Source organism: Salegentibacter maritimus (genome assembly GCF_016236915.1).
GTDB lineage: Bacteria > Bacteroidota > Bacteroidia > Flavobacteriales > Flavobacteriaceae > Salegentibacter > Salegentibacter maritimus.
Genome location: NZ_JAEHOK010000014.1, coordinates 62,356 through 81,609 on the forward strand (window position 1 = coordinate 62,356; position 19,254 = coordinate 81,609).

Annotated in this window: 15 protein-coding genes and 1 tRNA gene; 13 read left to right on the top strand and 3 right to left on the bottom strand. The window is 37.2% G+C overall.

What is annotated here, in order from left to right:
- Positions 1–7: 7 nt before the first annotated feature.
- The gene (locus I6U49_RS11805) at positions 8–244 is read right to left on the bottom strand and encodes an acyl carrier protein (protein WP_013069791.1); all 237 of its coding nucleotides are present in this window, start codon (positions 242–244) and stop codon (positions 8–10) included.
- Between the two features lie 148 nt (positions 245–392).
- Here I6U49_RS11805 and purN point away from each other — a divergent pair, with 148 nt between their 5' ends.
- The 4 genes from purN to I6U49_RS11825 all read left to right on the top strand — a co-directional run bounded on the left by purN (position 393) and on the right by I6U49_RS11825 (position 4,517).
- Positions 393–992 (top strand): phosphoribosylglycinamide formyltransferase, encoded by a 600-nt coding sequence (gene purN, locus I6U49_RS11810; protein WP_198628850.1) that lies wholly within the window; start codon positions 393–395, stop codon positions 990–992.
- Positions 992–1,459, top strand: a complete 468-nt coding sequence (gene rnhA / locus I6U49_RS11815; protein WP_198628852.1) for a ribonuclease HI — start codon at positions 992–994, stop codon at positions 1,457–1,459. Before purN ends, rnhA begins: the two co-directional genes overlap by 1 nt.
- A gap of 175 nt (positions 1,460–1,634) precedes the next feature.
- Positions 1,635–2,558, top strand: a complete 924-nt coding sequence (locus tag I6U49_RS11820; protein WP_193711917.1) for a PfkB family carbohydrate kinase — start codon at positions 1,635–1,637, stop codon at positions 2,556–2,558.
- Between the two features lie 60 nt (positions 2,559–2,618).
- On the top strand, positions 2,619–4,517 hold the full coding sequence (locus I6U49_RS11825; protein ID WP_193711916.1) for an amidophosphoribosyltransferase: 1,899 nt from the start codon (positions 2,619–2,621) through the stop codon (positions 4,515–4,517).
- A 547-nt stretch (positions 4,518–5,064) separates the two neighbouring features.
- On the opposite strand, the gene I6U49_RS11830 is transcribed toward I6U49_RS11825, so the two are convergent.
- On the bottom strand, positions 5,065–5,673 hold the full coding sequence (locus tag I6U49_RS11830) for a superoxide dismutase (RefSeq protein WP_193711915.1): 609 nt from the start codon (positions 5,671–5,673) through the stop codon (positions 5,065–5,067).
- Positions 5,674–5,841: 168 nt separating this feature from the next.
- Between I6U49_RS11830 and I6U49_RS11835 the strand changes: the two genes are divergently transcribed.
- The 5 genes from I6U49_RS11835 (at position 5,842) to I6U49_RS11855 (ending at position 15,527) form a co-directional block, all read left to right on the top strand.
- Positions 5,842–8,973, top strand: coding sequence for a UvrD-helicase domain-containing protein (locus tag I6U49_RS11835; protein ID WP_198628854.1), 3,132 nt, complete (start codon positions 5,842–5,844; stop codon positions 8,971–8,973).
- Between the two features lie 31 nt (positions 8,974–9,004).
- Positions 9,005–10,198 (top strand): glycine C-acetyltransferase, encoded by a 1,194-nt coding sequence (gene kbl / locus I6U49_RS11840; RefSeq protein ID WP_193711913.1) that lies wholly within the window; start codon positions 9,005–9,007, stop codon positions 10,196–10,198.
- A gap of 190 nt (positions 10,199–10,388) precedes the next feature.
- Positions 10,389–11,807: an OmpA family protein gene (locus tag I6U49_RS11845; RefSeq protein ID WP_198628856.1), complete on the top strand. Its 1,419-nt coding sequence runs from the start codon at positions 10,389–10,391 to the stop codon at positions 11,805–11,807.
- A gap of 27 nt (positions 11,808–11,834) precedes the next feature.
- Positions 11,835–14,618 (top strand): PD-(D/E)XK nuclease family protein, encoded by a 2,784-nt coding sequence (locus I6U49_RS11850; protein WP_232804705.1) that lies wholly within the window; start codon positions 11,835–11,837, stop codon positions 14,616–14,618.
- A 6-nt stretch (positions 14,619–14,624) separates the two neighbouring features.
- Positions 14,625–15,527, top strand: coding sequence for an alpha/beta hydrolase family protein (locus tag I6U49_RS11855; protein ID WP_193711911.1), 903 nt, complete (start codon positions 14,625–14,627; stop codon positions 15,525–15,527).
- 291 nt (positions 15,528–15,818) lie between these two features.
- Here I6U49_RS11855 and I6U49_RS11860 read toward each other — a convergent pair.
- A tRNA-Ala gene (locus tag I6U49_RS11860) sits at positions 15,819–15,892 on the bottom strand.
- A gap of 72 nt (positions 15,893–15,964) precedes the next feature.
- Between I6U49_RS11860 and I6U49_RS11865 the strand changes: the two genes are divergently transcribed.
- The 4 genes from I6U49_RS11865 (at position 15,965) to I6U49_RS11880 (ending at position 19,058) form a co-directional block, all read left to right on the top strand.
- Entirely contained in the window at positions 15,965–16,498 is a 534-nt protein-coding gene (locus I6U49_RS11865; RefSeq protein ID WP_198628858.1) for a GNAT family N-acetyltransferase, read from the top strand.
- 69 nt (positions 16,499–16,567) lie between these two features.
- Entirely contained in the window at positions 16,568–17,896 is a 1,329-nt protein-coding gene (locus I6U49_RS11870) for an MATE family efflux transporter (RefSeq protein ID WP_198628860.1), read from the top strand.
- Between the two features lie 116 nt (positions 17,897–18,012).
- Positions 18,013–18,780, top strand: a complete 768-nt coding sequence (locus I6U49_RS11875; RefSeq protein WP_198628862.1) for an enoyl-CoA hydratase/isomerase family protein — start codon at positions 18,013–18,015, stop codon at positions 18,778–18,780.
- Positions 18,781–18,869: 89 nt separating this feature from the next.
- The gene (locus tag I6U49_RS11880; protein WP_193711907.1) at positions 18,870–19,058 is read left to right on the top strand and encodes a hypothetical protein; all 189 of its coding nucleotides are present in this window, start codon (positions 18,870–18,872) and stop codon (positions 19,056–19,058) included.
- The last annotated feature ends 196 nt before the right edge of the window (positions 19,059–19,254 follow it).

Below are 19,254 nucleotides of genomic sequence, written 5' to 3' on the forward strand. Positions count from 1 at the left end.
ACTCTTTTTATTTTTTTGCGTCTTCAATATAAGAAATTGCCTGACCTACTGTGGCAATGTTCTCAGCCTGGTCATCAGGAATCTGGATGTCGAATTCTTTTTCGAATTCCATGATCAATTCCACAGTGTCCAATGAATCAGCACCCAGGTCGTTTGTGAAGCTCGCTTCATTAACTACCTCGTTCTCGTCAACACCTAATTTGTCAACGATAATCGCTTTTACTCTTGATGCAATGTCTGACATAATATTTTTATTTAAATTTTGATTAGGTGGCAAAAATAAAAAACTTTATTTTAAAACCGATTTTTACTTTAAAAATGTGGCTGTAATTTACATAAATTTCATTGAAAGGACTTAATTTTACACTCTAATAATTGTTAACAAGCTTATTTTGAGCACTCCAACCGATTTTAACCAAAAAAAAATAGTTGTATTTGCTTCCGGCTCCGGAACCAATGCCGAAAATATTATTAAATTTTTTAAAAACTCGCCTCATGCCAGTGTTGTAGCGGTCTTTTCCAATAAACGGTCGGCCAAAGTGCTGAAAAGAGCCCACAATTTAAATGTTAAGGCGCTTCATTTTGATAGGGACGCACTCTACAATAGTTATGATGTTCTACATATTTTGGAAGATATAAATCCAGATTTAATTGTCTTAGCCGGATTTATGTGGATTTTTCCCCAGGACATTTTAAAAAGCTTTCCCGGTAAAATTATAAACATTCACCCTGCCCTGCTTCCAAAATATGGAGGAAAAGGTATGTATGGTATGAATGTGCATAAAGCCATTATTGAAAATAAGGAAAAAGAAAGCGGCATCAGCATTCATTTCGTAAATGAAAACTACGATGAAGGAGAAGTGATTTTTCAGGCTAAAACAAACATTTCAGAAGACGACACTCCTGAAACGCTTGCCGAAAAAATACACGAATTAGAATACAAGCATTTTCCGGAAATTATTCAACAATTACTTCAAAAGAAATCGCATTAATGCAAACAGCCCAGGTGCACATTTATACCGATGGTGCTGCAAGGGGAAATCCGGGCCCCGGTGGTTACGGCATTGTAATGGAATGGGTAGGAAAAAGCTATCGCAAGGAATTTGCAAAAGGCTTTAAACACACTACCAACAACAGGATGGAATTACTCGCGGTAATTGATGCTTTAAAAAAGCTAAAAAAGCCCGGCATTACAGCCATTGTCTTTACAGATTCAAAATATGTGGCCGATGCCGTAAACAAAAATTGGGTTTTTGGTTGGGAAAAGAAAAATTTTAAAGACCGAAAGAACGCCGATCTCTGGATAGAACTTTTAAAAGAAATTCGAAAACACACTGTAAGTTTTAAATGGATAAAAGGACATAACAACCATCCACAAAATGAACGTTGTGATGCTTTAGCGGTAGCGGCCTCAAAAGAAAAAAAACTATTAATAGATGAAGGTTTTCAACAAAGTTAGATTCAACTTTATTTTTTGATAAGTTCCTTTAAAGCAAGCCCTAAAAGGCATTATTAAAAACCCAGGCGTATTTTCATACGGAATACTTGCTATTTAAATCGCTATTATCGGGTAATTTTGATTGAGCCCTTGAAAAACAAACTGTATATTTGCAGCACATTTTTTAAATAAAACTATGAGTAAATTACTGATTGTAGGTACTGTAGCCTTTGATGCTATTGAAACTCCATTTGGAAAAACCGATAAAATTCTTGGAGGCGCAGGAACCTATATTGGGCTTTCGGCTTCACAGTTTAATGTAGACAGCGCAGTAGTATCTGTTGTGGGAGACGATTTTCCACAAGAATATCTGGACCTGCTTACTAAAAACAATATAAATATAGACGGAATTGAAGTAGTTCCCGGTGGGAAAACTTTCTTTTGGAGCGGCCGGTACCATAACGACCTTAACTCCAGAGACACCTTAGACACACAGCTAAATGTTCTGGCAGATTTTAAACCGGTAGTACCAGCTAACTATAAAGATGCCGAGATTGTAATGCTAGGCAACTTACATCCATTGGTTCAGCTTAGCGTTTTGGAACAACTAGAATCTCCAAAGTTGGCCATTCTTGACACCATGAATTTTTGGATGGACAATGCATTGGAAGACTTGATGAAAGTAATTAGCAAAGTAGATGTAATTACTATTAATGATGAAGAAGCCAGGCAACTTTCTGGAGAATACTCTTTAGCAAAAGCTGCTAAAAAAATCGCTGCCATGGGGCCTAAATATGTAGTGATAAAAAAAGGAGAACACGGCGCATTATTATTCCACGAAGAACAGGTATTTTTTGCTCCCGCCCTTCCTTTAGAAGAGGTTTTTGACCCTACAGGCGCCGGAGACACATTTGCAGGAGGCTTTGCAGGTTATCTTTCAAAGTCTGGCAATATTAGTTTTGAAAATATGAAAAACGCTATTATTTACGGGGCTAACCTTGCTTCTTTCTGTGTTGAAAAATTCGGCACCGAAAGAATGGAAGAGCTTTCAGGCAAGGAAGTTGATTCGCGCCTTGAAGAGTTCAAAAAATTAACTCAGTTTGAAATAGCATTAACCTAAACCTATGCCCTGAATTTTCAGGGCATTTTTTATATAAAACAGGATTCAAATCCTTTAATTATGAGTGACGCCTTAAAACACGAATGTGGGATTGCCCAAATACGATTGTTAAAACCGTTGGAGTATTATAAAGAAAAATATGGTACTGCCTTTTACGGAATAAACAAAATGTATTTAATGATGGAGAAGCAACATAACCGCGGCCAGGATGGTGCCGGTTTTGCCAATATCAAGTTAAATACCGCTCCCGGAGATCGCTATATTAGTAGAATTAGATCTAACGAAGCCCAGCCAATTCAGGATATTTTTGAACAAATTAATGGCAGGATTAATGACGAAATCAAAGCCAATCCCGAATATGCCGATGATGTTGCCCTACAAAAGAAGAACATTCCTTATGTAGGTGAAGTTTACCTTGGGCACGTACGCTACGGAACTTTCGGGAAAAACAGTATTGAAAGTGTACACCCGTTCCTTAGACAAAACAACTGGATGCACCGTAATCTAATTGTGGCAGGAAACTTTAATATGACCAACGTAAACCAGCTTTTTAATAACCTGGTAGAACTTGGGCAGCACCCAAAAGAAAAAGCCGATACCGTTACCGTAATGGAAAAAATTGGCCATTTCCTGGACTCCGAAGTTGAAAAACTCTATAAAAAATTAAAAAAGCAAGGCTTTTCAAAAGTAGCTGCTTCCCCTCTTATCGCAGAGAAATTAAACCTCGCTAAAATTCTTAGAAAGTCTTCCAAAAACTGGGATGGTGGTTATGCGATGGCCGGGATGCTTGGTCACGGAGACTCTTTTGTTTTACGAGATCCCGCCGGAATAAGGCCTGCCTATTACTATAAAGACGACGAAGTGGTAGTTGTGGCTTCAGAAAGACCGGTAATTCAAACTGCCTTCAACGTAAATTTTGACGATGTACATGAGCTGCCTCCCGGAAATGCTATTATTACCAAAAAGAGTGGAGAGGTAAATATTAAGAAAATTCTAGAACCCTTAGAACGAAAAGCCTGTTCATTTGAGCGTATTTATTTTTCACGAGGAAGTGATGCCGAGATTTATAAAGAACGTAAAATGCTTGGGCGTTTACTGATGCCCGAAGTACTAAAGTCTATAAACCACGACACCATAAATACCGTTTTCTCTTTTATTCCAAATACAGCAGAAACAAGTTTCTATGGAATGGTGGAAGCCGCACAGGACGAACTTAACAAGCAAAAGAATGACGCTATTCTTGCCGAAAAAGAAACTTTAACCGATGCCAGATTGCAAGAAATCCTGGCCCATAGGTTACGTACCGAAAAAATTGCGATTAAAGACGTAAAGCTTAGAACTTTTATTACAGAAGACAGCAGCCGGGACGATCTTGTAGCCCATGTGTACGATGTAACTTATGGAGTGATTAAACCCGAAGACAGCCTGGTTATTATAGACGATAGCATTGTAAGGGGAACCACTTTAAAGAAAAGCATCATTAAAATGATGGACAGGTTAAACCCCAAACAAATTGTAGTAGTCTCTTCAGCACCGCAAATTCGCTATCCTGATTGTTATGGAATTGACATGGCACGACTGGAAGGTCTTGTAGCTTTTAGAGCAGCACTAGAGCTTCTAAAAGATAACAACCAGTATGATATCGTAGAAAAAGTATATGAAAAATGTAAACTACAGGTGAACCTGGCTGATGAAGAAGTGAAAAATTTTGTAAAAGAAATTTACGAACCTTTTACTGATGAACAGATTTCAGATAAAATTTCAGAATTGCTTTGCGATACCGATGTAAATGCCAAGGTAAAAGTGATTTACCAAACTGTAGATAATTTACATAAGGCTTGCCCTAAAAATCTTGGAGATTGGTATTTTACAGGGAACTATCCAACCTTTGGAGGTAACCGGGTTGTGAATAGAGCTTTCATTAATTTTTATGAAGGTAACGAGGGCAGAGCCTACTAAATGCATTTTAACTAGTATTTCTGCCTTTCATCTAAAATGATTTCTAGCAGGACAAACTTTACATACATTAGCAGAACCATAAACATAAGTAGGTTAAGTTCATGGTAGATTTGGGGCAAAGAAAGGTGGATCTATGATCTGCCTTTTTTTATGCCCTTTGTATTTTCTAAAGCTTTTATCCAAAAAGTTTTTCCCACGATACAACGTACATAAAATTCATTTTTTCTTACAATTTCCCCTCACTACCAATACTTTAACAAGAAAATAGCCCTTTCATCTAAAAAACTTGTAATCAAGATTTATTCACTCTACTTTAGAATCACCATAACATAAGTAGGTTAAGTTCATGGTAGATTTGGGGCAAAAAAAGGTGGGTTTATTCCCGCCTTTTTTTATTGATAAAATTAAGCATACTACTTCAGGGCGATCCATTGAAAACAAATTTTTAATTTCGAGGAAAGTCTCACGGTATTACAGCCTTTGGCGGCACCAATAAAAAAGGCCGCACTAATGGCGGCCTTTTTAATATTATAGAAATAACTATTTTTTATTTCTGTTTAGCATATCTGCTTCCAACTTCTTTCCAGTCAATAACATTAAAGAAAGCGTCAATATAATCTGGACGACGGTTTTGGTAGTTTAAGTAATATGCATGTTCCCAAACGTCCAATCCTAAGATAGGAGTTCCTCCACAGCCAATTCCTGGCATTAAAGGGTTATCCTGATTTGGAGTAGAACAAATTTCTACTTTTCCGCCTTCATGAACACAAAGCCACGCCCATCCAGAACCAAATTGTCCTGCAGCTGCTTTAGAAAATTCATCTTTGAAAGCTTCAAAAGAACCATAAGCGGCATCTATTGCTTTAGCAAGTTCGCCTTCTGGTTTTCCTCCACCATCTGGAGACATAATATCCCAAAACAGTCTATGGTTATAAAAACCTCCACCGTTGTTTCTTACAGCATTATTCGATTTATCAAGATTTTCAAGGATATTTTCTATAGTCTTTCCTTCAAGGTCTGTACCTTCAATCGCAGCGTTTAATTTACTGGTATAACCTGCGTGGTGCTTCCCGTGGTGAATCTCCATGGTTTTCGCATCTATATGTGGTTCTAATGCATCAAAAGCATATTTTAACTTTGGTAACTCAAAAGCCATTTGAATATATTTTTTTAGTGATTAGTATTAAATTCGATCAAATTTAGGTATTAAGCGATTTAATCAAAACATTTTAGTGTTATAAAATACTTAAAAGCCTATATAAACCAACAAACATTTTTATTTTACCTTTAAAATTAAAAAACTCACAAATACCAAATTCTTTTTTTGACAAACAATTTCACCATTTATAATGCCTCTGCAGGATCGGGAAAAACTTTTACCCTGGTCAAGGAATATTTACTTTTATTACTTAAAAGCGAAAAAAACGACGCTTATAAAAACATTTTGGCCATCACATTTACCAACAAGGCGGTAGATGAGATGAAGTCTAGAATTATTAGTAGCTTAAGAAGCTTTACTGACGAAGAGACGACTTCTGAAAATAATGCGCTCTTTAAAGCTGTTGCTAAAGAAACCGGGCTAAATGAGGTGTTACTTAAAGTTAAAGCTTCAAAAATCCTTAAAAGCATTATCCACAATTACGCGGCCTTTGAAGTATCTACCATAGATGGGTTTACCCACCGGGTTCTTAGAACTTTTGCCAAAGATCTAGGCTTACCGGTAAATTTTGAGATCGCACTTAATACGCGACAAATTCTTTTAGAGGCAGTAGATAGACTTATTGCCAAAGCTGGGACTCATAAAGATCTCACAAAGGTTCTGGTGGCCTTTGCCATCAATAAAACCGATGATGATAAAAGCTGGGATATTGCTAAAGATTTATTTGAAATTTCTGAATTGCTCATTGGGGAAAACCACCAGGAAGCCCTAAAAAAACTCAAAGGAAAAACCACTGAAGATTTTCAAAAATTCAAGGAAAAAATCAGTTTAGAAATTAAAAAAACCAAAGCTATTATTGCAGAAACCAGTTCAGAATTTTTTGAGCTTGTTGAAAGCAATAATATTGAAGAAAAAGACTTTAGTCGTGGTTTGGTTTATAAACACTTTGTAAAATTAAGAGATCAAAAAACTATAGACGGTTTTGAAAAAGCCTGGATGTTAAAACTGGAAAGCGCCCCCCTTTATGCTAAATCTAATAAGAATCAAGCTGTAAAAGATTCATTAGACGGTATTCAGCCACTTATTGTTAGCCTTTTTGAGCTTTCTAAAAGAGCTTATCTAAATCTTGATTTTCTAGAAGCCATCAAGAAGAATCTAACCCAACTTTCGCTACTCAATGCGATAAACCAGGAAGTAGAGCTTATAAAAAAAGAGCGAAACCTAATTCTTATTTCAGAATTCAATCCTAAAATTAGTGCCCAGGTTAAAGACCAGCCAGCTCCATTTATTTACGAAAGACTTGGGGAACGTTATCAAAACTATTTTATAGATGAATTTCAGGATACCTCACAGATGCAGTGGGAAAACCTTATCCCTCTAATAGACCATAAGCTTTCTTCAGAAAACGCGCAGGATTCTGCCAATGCCATGCTTGTAGGTGACGCTAAACAATCAATTTACAGGTGGCGTGGTGGAAAAGCCGAGCAATTTATAGACCTGTGTTTGGATACAAACCCCTTTAGTATAGAAAAGCAGGTAGAAAACCTTCCCAATAATTATCGCAGCGGAAGCCAAATTGTAAACTTCAACAATAGTTTATTTAATTATGCAGCGGGCACTTTACAAAACCCTTCTTACTCTAATTTATTCAAGGAAAGCAATCAAAGTCCGCAGGCAGGAGACTTTGGTTATGTAAACATCGATTTTATAGAGGCTGAAAATTCTACAGAAGAAGATGAGATCTATCCAGAAAAAATTCTGGAAATCATTCAAAACCTGGAGCATGAGAATTTTAAAAAAGGGGATATCTGCATCTTAACCCGTAAAAAGAAAGAAGGGGTTACGATTGCAAATTATTTAAGTGAACATAAAGTTCCGGTGGTTTCATCAGAAACTTTGCTTGTGGGGAATTCGCCGGAGGTAAATTTTATTGCTCATTTACTGGAATTCTCTCTAAATCCTAAAGACAACAACTTAAAACTTGAACTTTTTGATTTTCTTGCCAATTTTCTACAAATAGAAGACCGCTACCCTATTATTTCGGCTAATTTGCCAAAAGACGGAAAACTATTTTTTAATTGGTTAAAAGACTATAATATCAATTTTAACCTGGACGAAATACAGCAACTCTCTGTCTACGAAGCCGCCGAGTATATTATTAGATGTTTCTCACTTGTAAAGACTTCTAATGCTTATGTTCAGTTCTTTCTTGATTTTATCTTTGAAAGTACGCAAAAGGCTACTGCCGGAATAGCCGATTTTATTGATTTATGGAAACAGGAGGTAGAAAATTTAAGTATAGTGGTTCCTAAAGCTGAAGATGCTGTACAAATAATGACCATTCATAAATCTAAAGGCCTGGAGTTCCCGGTGGTAATTTACCCCTATGCAAATTCAGATTCCAAAAGCACACGAATGGATTCAGTTTGGCTTCCCATGGAACCACCTTTAGATGATATTCCTGTAAACTATTTAAGCGCAACAGACAAAATGCTAAATTGGGGCCCAAAGGCTTCAAACATTTACTCCAACTTAATTTACCAAAAAGAGCTGGATACACTAAATGTTCTTTATGTAGCCTGCACGCGTGCCTCGCAACAACTCTACCTTTTAAGCAAAAAGGAAATAGATGCAAAAGGCAATGAAAAAACCCATAAGACATCAGGCTTATTAATTGGCTTTTTAAAAGAAATCGGAAAGTGGGATGTTAATAAAAACACCTATGAATTTGGGGAAATAGCAAATCCTGACACCTCAAAAGAGACACACTCTAAAAATATTGTTTCAGAAAGCTTCTATTCTTCAGCAACACAAAATCAAGCGGTTAATATCGTTACGAAATCCGGTATGCTTTGGGACAGCAAACAAGAAGAAGCGATTGAAAAAGGAGAAATTTTACACGAGTTACTGGCAAAAATCAACTATAAAGAACAGGTTAAACCGGTTGTTGAACAGGCGGTAAATGAAGGTGTAATTACAAAAGATTCCGCAGAAAAAATAGAGGTCTTACTTTATGAAATCACCAATCATCCACAACTTTTATCATTTTATACCAAAGAAGCAAAAAATTATAATGAACGGGATATTTTAACTCCCGATGGCAAAAGGCTAAGACCAGATAGAATTAATTTTTCGGGAAATCAAGTAGATATTATAGATTACAAAACCGGGAAGTTTAATATTACCCACGAAAACCAAATTAATAATTATGCTAAGGTTTTGGAAGACATGGGTTATACGGTAAGCAGTAAAAATCTTGTGTATACAAATAAAAGGCTAAATGTGCGCCTTGTATAAAAGAAATGTAAGTTTGTAAAAAAATAGAATTATGTACGGATCGATAAAACAACATTTAGAAAAAGAACTCGAGCAAATTAAAGAAGACGGTCTTTTTAAGAAAGAACGAATAATTACCGGCCCTCAGGATGCGGTAATCAATATTTCTACCGGGCAGCAAGTGATTAATTTTTGCGCTAACAACTATTTAGGATTATCCTCCCACCCAGAGGTTATAAAAGCCGCAAAAGATACTATGGACAGTCACGGTTTTGGTATGTCTAGTGTTAGGTTTATTTGTGGAACCCAGGATATTCATAAAGAATTAGAACAAAAAATAGCCGATTTCTACGGAACAGAAGATACTATTCTTTATGCTGCTTGTTTTGACGCCAATGGCGGAATCTTTGAGCCACTTTTAACCAAAGAAGACGCGATAATTTCAGATTCACTAAACCATGCCTCTATTATTGATGGGGTACGTTTATGTAAAGCAGCCAGGTATCGCTATCAAAATGGTGATATGGCCGATTTGGAAAAACAACTTCAGGAAGCCAACGAAAAAGGTGCTCGCTTTAAAATTATTGTAACCGACGGTGTTTTCTCTATGGATGGCCTTGTAGCTCCATTAGACAAAATTTGTGACCTGGCCGATAAATATGACGCCCTGGTTATGATAGACGAATGCCATGCTACCGGGTTTATTGGTGAAAAAGGTATTGGTACCCTAGAGGAAAAAGGGGTTTTGGATAGAGTAGATATTATTACAGGAACCCTGGGTAAAGCCCTTGGTGGTGCAATGGGAGGCTACACCACCGCTAAAAAAGAAATCATAGAATTATTAAGACAACGTTCAAGACCCTATTTGTTCTCAAATTCACTGGCACCGGCCATTGTGGGCGCGTCTCTCAAGGTTTTTGATATGTTGGAAAACGATAATACACTACGTGAAAAACTAAAAAGTAACACCAAATACTTCAAACAGGGAATTAAAGATGCAGGTTTCGACATTATTGATGGTGAAGCGGCTATAGTCCCTGTAATGTTATATGACGCCAAATTATCGCAAAAAATGGCCGATAGACTTCTGGAAGAAGGTATTTATGTAATTGGATTCTTTTACCCGGTTGTTCCTAAAGAAAAAGCAAGAATTAGAGTACAACTATCGGCAGCGCATGAGCAGGAGCATTTAGATAAAGCTATTGAAGCATTTACAAGGGTTGGGAAAGAATTAGGAGTAATTTAAGAGATCGTGTTTTAGGGGGAAAACTGTAATGAAAATTTATCAAAAATAAAGGTCTACAATTCTTAAAAAGCTCTCAAAAAGCAGACTATCAAAGGGATTATTAAGAAAACTTTATTATTTTAAGCTTTGTTGATAAGCTTTAACGGTATACTTTTGTTAACAATTAACACTTAAAACTAAACTATTGAATATGAAACATCTTAGCAAAATTTTATTCGCTACAATGTTGGTTCTGGGTATCACTTCGGTGCAGGCACAGGATGCTAACAATCCCTGGGCTATTGGTGTCCAGACCAATGCGGTAGATTTTTACCCTACTGGTGAAGATGCTCCATTAGGAGGGACTTTCGACGAGTATTTTAATACAGGAGATCACTGGAATATTTTACCTTCTGTATCAAGATTATCTGTAGGACGCTATATTGGAAGCGGTTTCGTTTTTGAACTTGCGGGTTCTTTAAACCAAATTGAAAATTATGGTGATATGGGAGTTTCCCAAATGGCATACTATGCCGTTGATGGGTCTTTCAACTATAGCTTAAGAGCATTACTAAACGATGGATGGATTGATCCTGTTGTTGGTATTGGTGGTGGTTACACTAACATTGCTGATAATGGTGATATTCCAATTTCAGGCCTTAGTGCAGCGACACTTAACGGTAAGGTAGGTTTAAACTTCTGGTTTAACGACAACATTGCCTTAACACTTGAATCAAACTACAAGCACGTTTTTGATGTTGATGGTGCAACCCACTTTCAACACGCCGGTGGTATAAAATTCATGTTTGGTGGTACAGACTCTGATGGTGACGGAATCTACGATAAAGACGACGAATGTCCTGAAACTCCAGGCTTACCTGAATTTAACGGATGCCCTGATACTGACGGAGACGGTATTGAAGACCGTATGGATAACTGTCCTGATGAAGCTGGTTTAGCTGAATTTGACGGATGTCCTGATACCGATGGAGACGGAGTTCCAGACCCACAAGACGAATGTCCTGAAGAAGCTGGTTCTGTTGAAATGAACGGGTGTCCTGATGCCGATGGAGACGGAGTTGCCGATAACGAAGACGACTGTCCTAACGAAGCAGGTCCTGCTGAAAACAACGGATGTCCTTACGAAGATAAGGATGGTGATGGTGTTTTAGATAAAGACGATGATTGTCCTGAAGTTGCTGGAACTGCAGCTAACAACGGATGTCCTGAGCCAGACGTAGAAGTTATTTCTGAATTGAATGAATATTCTAAAACTGTATTGTTCGACCTGAACAAAGCTACGATTAGAGACGATTCAGAAGAAGCACTTCAGTCTATTGCAGACATTATGAACGAATATCCTAACACAATTTTCCATATTGAAGGGCATACAGATAGTACCGGTAACGCCGATTATAACGAGAAACTTTCTCGTGAGCGTGCCGCATCAGTAGAAGCCTGGTTAGAAGAAAATGGTGTAGAAAGCAGCAGATTGACTTCTGAAGGTTATGGTGAATCAAGACCAATTGCTACTAACAGTACTGCCGCTGGAAGACAGGATAACCGTAGGGTTGAAATTTCTTTAGATAAGAATAAAGAAGTAAAAGATTCTGATTCTTCTATGGAATAAATAATCTTCCAATTAGATTGGATATTTATGTTACAAAAACGTCCCGGATTCCGGGGCGTTTTTTATTTTTATGCTATGGTATCTTTTATTTCAAAAGTTCTTAAAGAACTTATCTCTTCCGAAGAAAATATTTCAGAAACAACTTTTATACTTCCCAGCAAACGAGCGGGAAGCTTTTTACTTAAAGAACTTTCGGCATTAGGCATGCATCATATTTTTGCGCCCAAAGTTTATAGTATTGAAGAGTTTACCGAAATTATTTCGGAAGCAAAAACAGTAGATAATACAATAACCTTATTTGAGTTTTACAAGGTTTATAAATCAGTTACTCCCGAAGAGGCACAGGAAGATTTTGAAACCTTTACCGCCTGGGCCCAAAGCCTAATCCACGATTTTAATGAAATTGATCGCTACTTAATAGACCATAAGAGCTTCTTTAATTACCTGACAGACATTCAGGACTTAAAACACTGGTCTATTCAGGAGCCCAAAACAGAGCTCATAAATAATTACCTGGCCTTCTGGAAAAGTTTGCCCACTTATTACGATGGACTAAAAAAGGAGTTACTTTCCCAAAATAACGCCTACCAGGGACTAATTTACCGGTTGGCTTCAGAAAAAATAATTGATTATGCTCAAAATCATCCCACTAAACACGTTTTCATTGGCTTTAACGCACTAAATACAGCAGAACAACAAATTGTTCAGCATTTACTTGAAAAAGATATAGCCGAAATCTATTGGGACCTCGACGAGGTTTTTGTTAAAGATCGGCAACATGATGCGTCCCTTTTTATAAATCAGTATTTGAAAGATTGGCCGGTTTACAAAAAAAGGAAGGCAAAGCTGCAGGTAAGTGAATATCACAAACCAAAAAAAATCCAAATTACCGGAATTCCTAAAAATGTTGGCCAGGCTAAATATTTGGGAGAATTACTGGCAGAATTAGACGAAGAAACCCTACAGGAAACCGCCGTGGTTTTGGGTCAGGAGGACCTTCTACTTCCAGTGCTAAACAGTTTGCCCCCAAATGTAAAAGATTTGAATATTACCATGGGGTTCCCGCTTAAGAACGCACCCATTGCTTCCCTTTTTGATAAGTTATTTCAAATTCATCAACATACAGCTTCAACCTATTATTATAAAGATGTTATTTCGGTAATCAATCATCCCGCCTTAAACGAAATACTAAAACAACAAAACCGGAATTTTATAGAAAAAATTCAGTCAGAAAATACAGTAAACTTATCTTCTAAAGAAATTATAAATGCTTTTTCAGGTACCGCACAGTCTGTAGTAAAAGCTTGTTTTACAAACTGGGAGAATTCGCCTTCCAAAGCTCTGGAAGCTTTTCAGGAGATGATAAACCAGATTAAAAGTCATTTAAAGAGTAGCGGACATAAGCTTGCCCTGGAATTTTTATATCACTTTCACGTGTTATTTAACAAATTGGAAAATTTAAATAAAGCCTATCCGCATTTAAAAAGTATTAGCTCACTTTATCAATTTTATAAAGAAACAATAAGCACTCAAAATTTGGATTTTCAGGGAAGACCCTTTAAAGGCCTACAACTTATGGGAATGCTGGAATCACGTGCGTTAGATTTTAAAAATATAATAGTTTGTTCGGTTAACGAAGGGGTTTTGCCCTCGGGAAAATCGGGGAGTTCTTTTATTCCATTCGATTTAAAACAAACTTATAAACTTCCAACATACAAAGAAAAAGATGCTGTTTATACATACCATTTCTACCGGCTTTTACAGCGGGCAGAAAACATACATTTGCTTTACAACACAGAAACCGACGGTTTAAACTCGGGCGAAAAGAGCAGGTTTCTCACACAATTGGAAATTGAAAAACAGCCGGCACACCAGCTTAAACACACCACGGTAAGCCCTAAAGTACCGGCTATTAAAAATGAACTTCGCGAGATTAAAAAAACGCCCGAAATTATTGAGAAAATAAAATCGCTTGCTGCTTACGGTTTCTCACCTTCAGCCCTAAGCTCATATATTAGAAACCCCCTGGATTTTTACCGACAGTACGTGCTTGGCGTTCGAGACAGCCAGGAAGTAGAGGAAACGGTAGCCTACAACACCCTGGGAACTGTGGTACACGATAGTTTAGAGAACTTCTACAAGCCCCTCGAGAATAAGTTTCTTACGGCACAAGACATTGAAGCTTTTAAAGCAAAAATTGAGAAAGAAATCGCGCTTCAGTTTAAAAAATCTTATTTAAACGGGCCGCTTAACCAGGGAAAAAACCTACTGATTTTTGAAGTGGCCAAACGCTATCTTCGTAATTTTTTAAACCAGGAACTGGAACGACTTAAAAATGAAGAAATTAAGATCTTAAAAATTGAGGAAAACTTAAGATCTGAAATTAAGATAGGGAAGCTTGATTTTCCGATATTTATGCGCGGAAAAGTAGATAGAGTAGAAAATACTAACGGTATTACCAGAATTATTGACTATAAAACGGGAAAGGTAACCCAGGATAAAATTGAAATTGTAGATTGGGAAGATCTCACTTCAGATTATGATAAATACAGCAAGAGTTTTCAGGTACTGGCATACAGCAAAATGATACATGACCAAAATTCGCTGGATTTTCCAGTTGAAGCAGGGATAATTTCGTTTAAAAATTTAAAAAGTGGGTTCCTGAAATTCACAAAAAAAGATAAGCCGAGAACAAAAAATAAAGAAACTGCTATAAATAAAGAAACACTGGATGCATTTGAAATGGAATTAAAAAAATTAATTACAGAAATTTGTGATCCACAGGTTCCTTTCAAGGAAAAAGAAATATAAATGTCTATGGAAATTACAAAAAGAACCAATCTGCAGATTGATGGAAAACATAATAAGCCGATCTTAATTGACCTGATTTTTAAGGACGATAAAAAACCAAAACCAATCGTTATTTTTTGCCACGGCTACAAAGGTTTTAAAGATTGGGGAGCCTGGAATAAAATGGGAGAATTTTATGCCGAAAAAGGTTATTTCTTTGTCAAATTTAATTTCTCCCACAATGGCACTTCGCCCGATAATCCCACCGAATTTTTAAATATAGAGGCTTTTGGAGATAACAACTATATTAAAGAGCTAGACGATTTACAAAGTGTTATAGACTGGGTTTTAACACCAGATTTTCAGGAAGCACAACAAATAGACGTAAAGAGCATCAATCTAATTGGGCATTCAAGGGGCGGTGGAATTGCGGTTATAAAAGCTGCCGAAGAAGAAAGAATTAATAAACTTATTACTTTTGCCGCTGTAAGTGACTTTGCCTCACGTTTTCCAAAAGAAAAAGAGCTGGAGGCCTGGGAGAAAAAAGGTGTACAGTACATAACAAACACTCGTACAGGGCAGCAATTACCCCATCATTATCAGTTTTACAAAAATTTTAGGGAAAATAGGGAGCGGCTAAACATTAAAAAATCGGCTAAGAAATTAGACATTCCTCATTTTATTGCACACGGTAGTAACGACACCACGGTTTCTATTGCAGATGCCGGGAATTTATTTGAATGGAGTGCGATTTCAAAATTGTTGTTAGTTGAAAATGCCGATCACGTTTTTGGTATTTCCCATCCGTGGAATAAAGATGAATTATCAAAGGAGTTTCAGCATGTTTTAAACAGGACATCAGAGTTTTTAGCTGCTAGCGTCCAGGACTTAAAAGATGAATATATAGATAATGATGAAGCCGACTCTTAGGCTTTTCTAAAGTATGTTTTCACCAAAAACGGTCTTGAGTTAATTTTTAAGATCGTTTTTTTATAAATCGTCATTCTGAATTTAGTTCAGAATCTAAGATTTTGAAAAGCTAAACAAGTTAAAAGCTTAAAGAAGACCAGCTTGACGCCATGAGCCCTTCTAAGTCAACCTCCTTTTTTATGCTGAGTTTAGGTTTTCATGATGCAAAATCGGGAAGATTCAACAAACTCTCAATATTTTTAAAATAAAAGTTCAGAAATAAAAAAACCACCGCGAAAAACGGTGGTTTTGTGGAGAATATCGGAGTCGAACCGATGACCTTTTGGCTGCCAGCCAAACGCTCTAGCCAGCTGAGCTAATCCCCCAATTGGAAAGCAAATGTAATAATTTTCTATAAATTTCAGCAAAGAACTTTTATTTATTATTATAATTAAGAAATGATTAGAAAAGCAGGCATAACCGACCTCTCCGAAATAAAAAGCTTAACCGAAGCCTGTGCCAAAGCGCTTCAGGAGCAAAATATATTTCAGTGGAACAAACATTATCCTTCCCGTGAAAAACTTCAAACCGATATTCAGAATAAGGAATTATATGTTTTTGAGGAAGAAAAAGTTATTATTTCCATTGTTGTGCTCACCCCAAAAATGGATAAGGTTTACCAGAATATTGATTGGCTTACCGAGACCGGCAACAACCTTTATGTGCATAGGCTCGCTACGCATCCGGCTTATTGGGGAAAAGCTTACGCCAGGAAAATGATGGATTTTGCCGAGGAATTTGCTAAAAACAGGAACTTTGATTCCATACGTTTAGATACATTTAGCAAGAACAAACGCAACCAGAAATTTTATGAAACCCGGGGGTATATAAAACTTGGGGACGTTTATTTTCCGCATAAAAATGAATATCCTTTTCACTGTTATGAAAAAACACTATCAAATCACATAGAAAAAACCGATAAAAACCCTTAAGAAATCAATTGTAAAATGAGGCTTTACAAGAAAGCATTCTATATTTGCTTCTTATAAAGAATTGTTTTTTTGGAATCTTCCGTTAGTTTTAAAAATATCAATCAAATTGCCATCCCGGCCATCATTGCCGGGATTGCCGAGCCGCTTATCTCACTCACAGATATTGCGGTTATTGGAAATGTAGAAAAAAACTCGGTTGAAGCTCTTGCTGCAGCGGGAATTGTGGGTTCATTTCTTTCGGCTATTATCTGGATTGTAGCGCAAACCAAAACCGCGATTTCTGCTATTGTTTCACAACATTTAGGTGCAAACCGGCTTCACGCAGTAAAAACACTTATTCCTCAGGCCGTTTATTTCAATCTTGCGTTTAGCCTGGTGATTTATGCCACCACCGCTTTTTTTGCCGAAGCAATCTTTAGTGCCTATAATGCCGAAGGCCTTATCTTGCAATATTCTGAAGACTATTATCAAATTCGAGCTTTAGGGTACCCGTTAACCTTAGTAACTTTTGCCATTTTTGGAGTATTTCGCGGACTTCAAAATACGCTTTGGGCAATGAAGTGCAGCCTTGTAGGCGCGGCTGTTAATGTTGGCCTGGACTTTCTTTTGGTTTATGGTATAGACGGCCTTATACCTCCCATGCATTTAAAAGGCGCTGCTTATGCCAGTCTTGCTGCGCAGGGGACCATGCTGGTAATGGCACTCTGGTTTTTCTTTAAAAAGACACCTTTCCACTTAAAACTAAGTCTGAATATAAACCCCAGGCTAAAAGGCCTTTTGCTTATGGCTGCCAACCTCTTTGTAAGAACAGCCGCTTTAAATTTCGCAATATACCTGGCAAATGCCTATGCAACAGATTATGGGAAAAATTATATCGCAGCACAAAGTATTTTAATGAATATCTGGTTGTTTTTTAGCTTTTTTATAGATGGCTATGCCAATGCCGGAAACGCGATTGGCGGAAAATTACTGGGTGCCAGAGATTATAAAAATTTATGGGAACTCAGTAAGAAAATTAGCAAATACGCGGTTTTGATAGCCTTTATCCTTATGGCTGTTTGCGGACTCCTATACAATGAAATTGGCCTGGTTTTTAATAAAGACACAGCGGTATTGACCATTTTCTCTTCGGTATTCTGGATCGTGTTATTAATGCAACCGGTAAACGCCATTGCCTTTATGTTCGATGGGATTTTTAAAGGTTTGGGCGAAGCAAAATACCTGCGAAACCTATTGCTTGTGGCCACGTTTTTGGGCTTTACCCCTACCCTGTTAATTTCAGATTATTTTGGACTACAACTCTATGGTATATGGATCGCATTTTTTGTTTGGATGCTTATTCGCAGCGCCGGTTTGGTAATTAAATTCCGAAGGAAGTATTTGCAAAAAGAAGTATGATTCTCAGTGGCCAGTTGGCAGTAACAGTGAGCAGGTAAAAACAATTAAACCAAAACAGTATTTTTCAAAATTAATCTTTCTAAATTTGAGTATTCAGCTAACTGAAAAATGAATTTATGGCAACCACACGAGAAAACGGAAGTTTATACACACATATAGAAAATGGGATTGCTCATTTAGAATTTGGTCATCCGGCCAGTAATTCTTTCCCTTCAGACTTATTAGAACGACTGGAGAAAGAGTTTTACAAACTATCGGAAGACCAGAGCGTAAAAGTTATTTTATTAAAATCTGAGGGCGAAAAAGCCTTTTGCGCCGGTGCTTCTTTTGATGAGCTGGTAGCAATTGAAACTATGCAGGCAGGAAAATTGTTCTTTTCGGGCTTTGCCAAAGTTTTAAACGCTATGCGGAAATGTAAGAAACTTATCGTAGGCCGCATTCAGGGAAAAACAGTTGGCGGTGGCGTAGGCCTGGTTGCTGCCTGTGACTATGCTATGGCTACTGATGCTGCCGCAATAAAGCTTTCAGAAATTAGCATAGGTATTGGCCCCTTTGTAATTGCCCCGGCCGTAGAACGCAAAATTGGTGTGGGTGCATTGGGTGAACTAAGCCTGGCTGCCCACGAATGGAAAAACGCCTATTGGGCAAAAGATAAAGGTCTCTACGCCCGTGTTTTTGAAAACCTAAAAGATTTAGATAAAGAAATAGCCATTTTTACCGAAAAGCTGGCATCTTATAACCCCGAAGCCTTATATGAGATGAAGCAAATGCTTTGGAAAAATACAGATCACTGGGAGCAATTACTTCCGGAAAGAGCAGCAATATCGGGAGAATTAGTGCTTTCAGATTTTACAAAAAAGGCTTTGGCCAAATATAAAAAGTAGATAGTCCAGGTAATTATAGTTCTAAATTAGCATCCTTATAACATATTTGCCGGCCGGAAAAACGTAAATTCCACTTTGAAAACAAGCTTATGAGTTTACTACAGGAACATTTACCAAAAGATAGGGACCCCAACAGCGAACAGGAATGGGGTTTTACCATTTGGGAGTTTATTATTGGCAACTGGCTGTATTTGCTGGGTATTTTACTTATTCTTGCCGTTTTCTTCTATGCACGTTATAATTGGAGGAAAAGGCAACAGAAAAAACGTATGAACTAATGGGAGAAGATACCTGGGAATTTTTAAGCTTTTTAAGCGGAATGGGATTTTGGCTAATTTTAGCACTTGTTTTAATTGTTGTAGTGCTTTATAAGAAATTCAAGAATTAACCTCTTGTGGCCAATTTCTTACCAGTGATTAAATAAAGCTTTATTAGCACCGCCAAGGGGTTTAATACCCCAAGGCTTGCTTCGAA

Coding starts and splice junctions, on each gene's coding strand:
- I6U49_RS11875 (WP_198628862.1), top strand. CDS start 18,013: ATGGCAACCACACGAGAAAACGGAAGTTTATACACACATATAGAAAAT.
- I6U49_RS11825 (WP_193711916.1), top strand. CDS start 2,619: ATGAGTGACGCCTTAAAACACGAATGTGGGATTGCCCAAATACGATTG.
- I6U49_RS11830 (WP_193711915.1), bottom strand. CDS start 5,673: ATGGCTTTTGAGTTACCAAAGTTAAAATATGCTTTTGATGCATTAGAA.
- rnhA (WP_198628852.1), top strand. CDS start 992: ATGCAAACAGCCCAGGTGCACATTTATACCGATGGTGCTGCAAGGGGA.
- I6U49_RS11880 (WP_193711907.1), top strand. CDS start 18,870: ATGAGTTTACTACAGGAACATTTACCAAAAGATAGGGACCCCAACAGC.
- I6U49_RS11850 (WP_232804705.1), top strand. CDS start 11,835: ATGTTACAAAAACGTCCCGGATTCCGGGGCGTTTTTTATTTTTATGCT.
- kbl (WP_193711913.1), top strand. CDS start 9,005: ATGTACGGATCGATAAAACAACATTTAGAAAAAGAACTCGAGCAAATT.
- I6U49_RS11845 (WP_198628856.1), top strand. CDS start 10,389: ATGAAACATCTTAGCAAAATTTTATTCGCTACAATGTTGGTTCTGGGT.
- I6U49_RS11820 (WP_193711917.1), top strand. CDS start 1,635: ATGAGTAAATTACTGATTGTAGGTACTGTAGCCTTTGATGCTATTGAA.
- I6U49_RS11865 (WP_198628858.1), top strand. CDS start 15,965: ATGATTAGAAAAGCAGGCATAACCGACCTCTCCGAAATAAAAAGCTTA.
- I6U49_RS11855 (WP_193711911.1), top strand. CDS start 14,625: ATGGAAATTACAAAAAGAACCAATCTGCAGATTGATGGAAAACATAAT.
- I6U49_RS11805 (WP_013069791.1), bottom strand. CDS start 244: ATGTCAGACATTGCATCAAGAGTAAAAGCGATTATCGTTGACAAATTA.